The sequence below is a fragment of the uncultured Proteiniphilum sp. genome, from assembly GCF_937873925.1.
Lineage (GTDB): Bacteria > Bacteroidota > Bacteroidia > Bacteroidales > Dysgonomonadaceae > Proteiniphilum.
Genome location: NZ_CALNAT010000163.1, coordinates 1 through 5,314, shown reverse-complemented (window position 1 = coordinate 5,314; position 5,314 = coordinate 1). Strand labels below are relative to the sequence as shown.

The following is a 5,314-nucleotide window of genomic DNA, read 5'->3' as shown; positions in this document are numbered from 1 at the left end:
CTGCTGCATCTTCACCGGAGGCTATGTTCAGTCCGGCAACTTTCCGGTACAAAAAATCTCCGATAGCACCGTGTGCATAGTGGTTGAAAGAGTTACTCTGCGGTTTCTGTGTCTGAAAGTTTCCATCTGGTTTTATCGCATTCCATCTTTCCCAGAACGTTGTTGCTCCCATCGTAATGGGGTAGAGCCACGATGGATATTCTTCCCTTTCCAGAAGTTTATAAGCGAGATCGCCATATCCGTATTGAAGGAGAATATGGGGCAGAGGTGAAGTAGCTAAAAACCCTGTGGTAAAATGACCGAAATCTCCAATCAGTTCAGCCAGCCTTGCTGCTGCCTGTTTTTCAAGATGATGGGGTATCATCCCGAATTCGAGTGCTATGCTGTAGGCCGTTTGTGATTGAGAGATCAAGTCGCCTTTTTCATTGATAAAAGCCGTATAAAAAGCTTTAGTGGCCTGTTCGAATAGGTTTGTATAATATATTTCATCTTCAGGGATGTTCAACACCTTTGCGGTATTCATCATGATACGCAGCGAATTGGCATAATATGCCTGGGTGATAATATATTTATTCGTCCCGGGCGTTTTTTTCTCTCCTTCTTCCGGAGAATAAGCCAGCCAGTCCCCAAAAGTAAACCCTTTATCCCATAGCCCATCGTGGGTTACATCGGTAATACTCTTTACATAGGCTTTCATACTGCCGTATTGTTGACGTAGGATCCGCTTATCGCCGTAGGTTTTATAGAGTGCCCAAGGAACAATTGTAGCCGCATCTCCCCAAGCTGCCCGGTTGGCGTTACTCCCCAGGTCAGGTATATAATTCGGCACTTCACCGGTAGCCAATTGATCCGCTTCCAGATCCCGTAACCACTTGGCTAGAAAATTATGTACCCGCAAGTTGAAAACTGCTGTAGGGACAAAAATCTGGATATCCCCCGTCCATCCCAATCGTTCATCTCTTTGTGGGCAATCGGTCGGTATATCCAGGAAATTCCCTTTTTGTCCCCATTGGATATTACTTTGTAATCGGTTGATTAGCGGATGGGATGAGGTAAAACTGCCCGTGGGTTCCATATCGGAATAAAGGGCTACTGCCTCAAAATTCTCTGGTTTGATTTCTCCGGGATAACCTTCAATTTTCACATAGCGGAATCCGTGCCATGTGAAATGAGGATGTAGTATAACTTTATTGGTGTCTTTTAGTATATAAATACATTGTGCCTTAGCTGCACGCAGGTTGGCAGTATGGAAATTTCCTTCTTTGTCTAATACTTCAGCATGTGATAATGTGATCATATCACCGCTTTTTCCCTTGACCTTCATCCTTATCCAACCGGCCAGGTTCTGGCCGAAGTCAATAATCTGTTCTCCTTTGGGAGTACTGAATATCCTGACCGGGTTAAAAATCTCCTGTTGCCTGACAGGTTCGTTATAGGTACCCACCAGATTTGCTGTATCAAAATTTGCCGTTTTTACACCCTGCCATTGTGAGTCATCGTATTGAGAAAGCATCCATCCCTCTTTTTCCAAACGAAGATCGATTGTTTCACCATTATAGATCTCTGAATAGGTGATTTTTCCTGTGGAACTTTTCCAAGACGGATCTGACATCACTCTCTCTCGGATACCGTCGGTATATTCAATCTCTAATTGAAATAATAAGGCTATGTCACGGCCATAGTGGTTGTTTTTATTGCTCCATCCAAGAATCCCTCTATACCATCCGCTTGCTAACATTACGGCGATCGTATTATTTTGTCGTACAAGGTCGGTAACGTCGTAAACCTGGTACTGCAATCGTTTATGATAGGATGTCCATCCCGGGGTATAATGTGCATCTCCCACACGCTTCCCGTTCAGGTATGCTTCATACATGCCGTGTGATGTAACGTAAAGGATAGCATGCCGGATCTCTTTTTTTGTTTGAAATGTCTTTCTTAAATAGGGAGAGGGACGATTGATCGTGTCTTCTTCAAAACCGGGGGTGATCCATTGTGCTTTCCAGTCTGACGAATGCAAAAAACCGGTACGGAACCGGGTATAAGAACTCCAGTCTGACATTTGCCCCGTATTGTCCCATACTCTTACTCTCCACGTATATAAAGTGTTACTTTCCAAAGGAACACCTTTGTATGCAACAAGGACAGAAGAGTCTGATATTACTTTACCACTTCTCCAAACAAATAGGTTGTCTGATTTTACTTCAATTTCATAAGCCGTTTGAATAATATTCCGGGTATTATTGTCCAGCAGCCATGTAAATCTGGGTATGGAGACATCCAACCCTATGGGAAGGGTAAGGTTTTCAGTCAAAAGCTCATTCACCTGCGTTTGAGGGATGACGCCATCTATAATAAATAAAAATAATAGAGGGAAGAATACACGTTTCATATGACTATGGATTAATAATTTTTGCGGACAGAGAATTTTTATTGTAATAATCCTCTAATCGCTTCAATCACTGATTCTGACAGTGCTTCATAACCTTCAGTAGTGTAATGGACATCACCTTCTCCTTGCCTGTGTCTTTTGTGAATATCAATTGAATATTGATAAAGGTCGTGGACAGGAATACCATGCTTTTCCATAATTGCCAATGCAGCATTGTTATATTTTATTTCATCACCTTCAAATCGCCCTGCTTCGTTGGAGGGGACGACGGTGGTAGTAATAAAGAGCAATTTTGCTCCGGTGTCCTTTAGCCTGGTAACGATCGTGTCCATATTGGCCGCATATTGTTCAACGGTAAATGTGACGGTACCGTTAATCTTGTCCCTGTTACCCTGCACCTTTGATTCCGGATGACGGTAACACAGGTCCCATAATCCCCAGTTAAAAGCAATTATATCCCATTCCGTGTCTCCTAACCATTCCTCCAGCATCTCTTTACCGGTCCCTGTATGCTGTGCATTTCCCTTATTGTGGAACACATCCGCCTTGTCAGAGAGGGATTTTTTTACAAAAGGGGTGTAACCTATGGATATTGAGTCGCCAATGATGAGTACCTTTTTTCTGTCCTGTATCTGGTTGGCGCAGGCTATCAACAGTAACAGTAAATACAGCGTACTGAAAAAAACTTTTTTCGTTGTTATCATTTTGTATGATCTGTTTATTTGTGAAAACTCATTAAATACCGTGTCTTAGTCTAACTGAATTTTAAAGAAGTATAAAGATTCGTCTTCGAGAGTGTAATGGAAAGAATTCTGAGAAACCGGAAGATCATTCTTTTCTCCTACTCCCGGCAGATCTTTGTGCCATCTGTACACTTCGCATTGATCCTCCCTTATTTTTCTATTTTTCCCCAAATCGAATCGGGTCTCATTCATGGGAAATCTGCTTTTATTCAATACCCATACCGACAGTACGTTGTCTTTTATGAATGCGGCTGTAGGGGTGGCTTCATTGGGCATTGTTACCTCTACATAATTCCCTCCGCCGGCATAATTGACCACTTGTTTAAAGATTTCGTATTTCCCTGATCTGGTGTAGGTCTTATTTTGATGGTCTACCCAAATCATGGTATGACCTCTTCCTTTGGCCGGTCCATAGAATAGCCAGGTATCAATCCCTGTAAATCCGGCACGCAGATGTTTCCAGAGTACCTCTGATGTAATTATTTCTTCATGTAGATCCACACCGGTCCACCCATGCATCTCGGTATTCCATATCTCTTTTATGCCCAGTTTGTTGGCTCTTGCCACAAACTCTTCATATACTCCTGTTGGTCCGGTATTGTGGGTAGAGGCAACTGCAATTGAGGCGTGTTCGTCCTTTGATATATCTACTTTGTCCAGCCAGCCTGTAGCTCCACTAATGGCCCAAGATGATGGGACTACTAATCCGGGCATATGTACCCCCGGTTCCAGTAATTTCGGCAGATTTTCATGGATATATTTATTGGCAGAAGGAGAAATGGTCTCTTTCTCATTCGTCACATCAAGGTAGGTTATCTTAAAACCATTGCGGTGCATGAGATTTAAATAATCTGCAAAATATTGGATCAGTTTCGGTAAGTGAAGGATCTCTTCCTTCCATTTGGGCACTATTGTACCATCCTTCATCTTCTTTGTTCCGTCTTGCTTCCAATCTAATATCCATCGGGGATAGGGTGACCAGGGAGTATTGTCTTTATGACCCCATATCGTTTCTCTTTCGTCTTTGGAATATGCTTCAAAGAGGGGCCTGGAGCTGGCAAAAAACTGAATATCCGGATTTGCCGATTGGATGACATTCATCATTTCAATCTCATCATCGTAGGCATTTTCATTTTTGACTCCTTCCTCCCTTTCATAGGTGGCATCGATGGCGACACGAATATATTCACTTTTCATTTCGTTAACCGCCAGGTGGGCCAGTTCTTCTTTCATATTCCTGTCCCAGTCCCAAAGCCTCTCAGCATCCACACCGAATTTAACTGTCTGTTTTACTTTATCAGATACTATAATAGTAGAGGGAGTATTATCTTTTTCCTGATTAACCGGAATAAATACCAGATAAGAATCGTCCCCTTTTTTAGCTGATAATACCAGTACCTGCGGTTCATCGTTTTCTACTACTACGAAAGGACGTTCCAGCCGGTCAGGAAGACAGAATTGGCCGTTTGTCATCAATATTCTCTTGGGGATAACGATGTATTCAGTAGCTTGCCTCCAGTCTTTACCATCTGTGGAGGTGACCATTCCTATAAATCCGGCAAATGCATGGAAAACAGCGTAAAAACGTTCACGTTTAGTGTCGTACCACATTGCCATGTCCTCCGTTTCTATATAGTCAATCACTGGTTTTTCCTGTATTTCAAAAGGTCCTGTCGGCGATTTTGAAATTGCAATCGCCTGATCGCGTATAATTCGCTTTTCATCGGGTTTGTCTCCTTTAAATATCAGATAATACAGGTCATCTTTCTGTGTAATTGTTGGATTATTGACCATATTTCTGACCGGTCCTGCCGGTTCTATCAAAGGTTCGTCCATTCTCTCCCAAGGTCCGTCAAATGAATCAGCAACAGCTACACCGATCCGCTGATTGTTGCGGACATTTCCCCATTTTGGATGTTTTCCGCCTTGTTGCCCCAATTCTTTTAATTCTTTTTCATCATAGGGTTCACCATTCAGATTGGTTGAATTGTAGTACAAATAGTATTTACCATCAAAAAAAGCGATCATCGGATTATGAACTCCTAAAGCATCCCAATAATCCGGTCCCCTTCCTTTGAGCAATGTCCCTTTATATTTCCAGGGGCCGATAGGGGAGTCTGCTGTGGCGTGTACAATCTCTGAAAATGTCAACCACCCTTGAAATCCTAATTCTTTTTTC

The 5,314-nt window shown here is 42.5% G+C and carries 3 protein-coding genes; all 3 read right to left on the bottom strand.

Annotated features, from left to right (window positions below; translation table 11 throughout):
* On the bottom strand, positions 1-2,392 hold a 2,392-nt coding region (locus Q0502_RS11205), incomplete at its 3' end, for a family 78 glycoside hydrolase catalytic domain (RefSeq protein ID WP_298650758.1).
* A gap of 38 nt (positions 2,393-2,430) precedes the next feature.
* Positions 2,431-3,096, bottom strand: coding sequence for an SGNH/GDSL hydrolase family protein (locus Q0502_RS11200; RefSeq protein ID WP_298650756.1), 666 nt, complete (start codon positions 3,094-3,096; stop codon positions 2,431-2,433).
* 45 nt (positions 3,097-3,141) lie between these two features.
* On the bottom strand, positions 3,142-5,314 hold a 2,173-nt coding region (locus Q0502_RS11195), incomplete at its 5' end, for a glycoside hydrolase family protein (RefSeq protein WP_298650754.1).

Excerpts from the sequence above, each read along its gene's own strand:
- Q0502_RS11200 (WP_298650756.1), bottom strand. The coding sequence starts at position 3,096 with ATGATAACAACGAAAAAAGTTTTTTTCAGTACGCTGTATTTACTGTTA.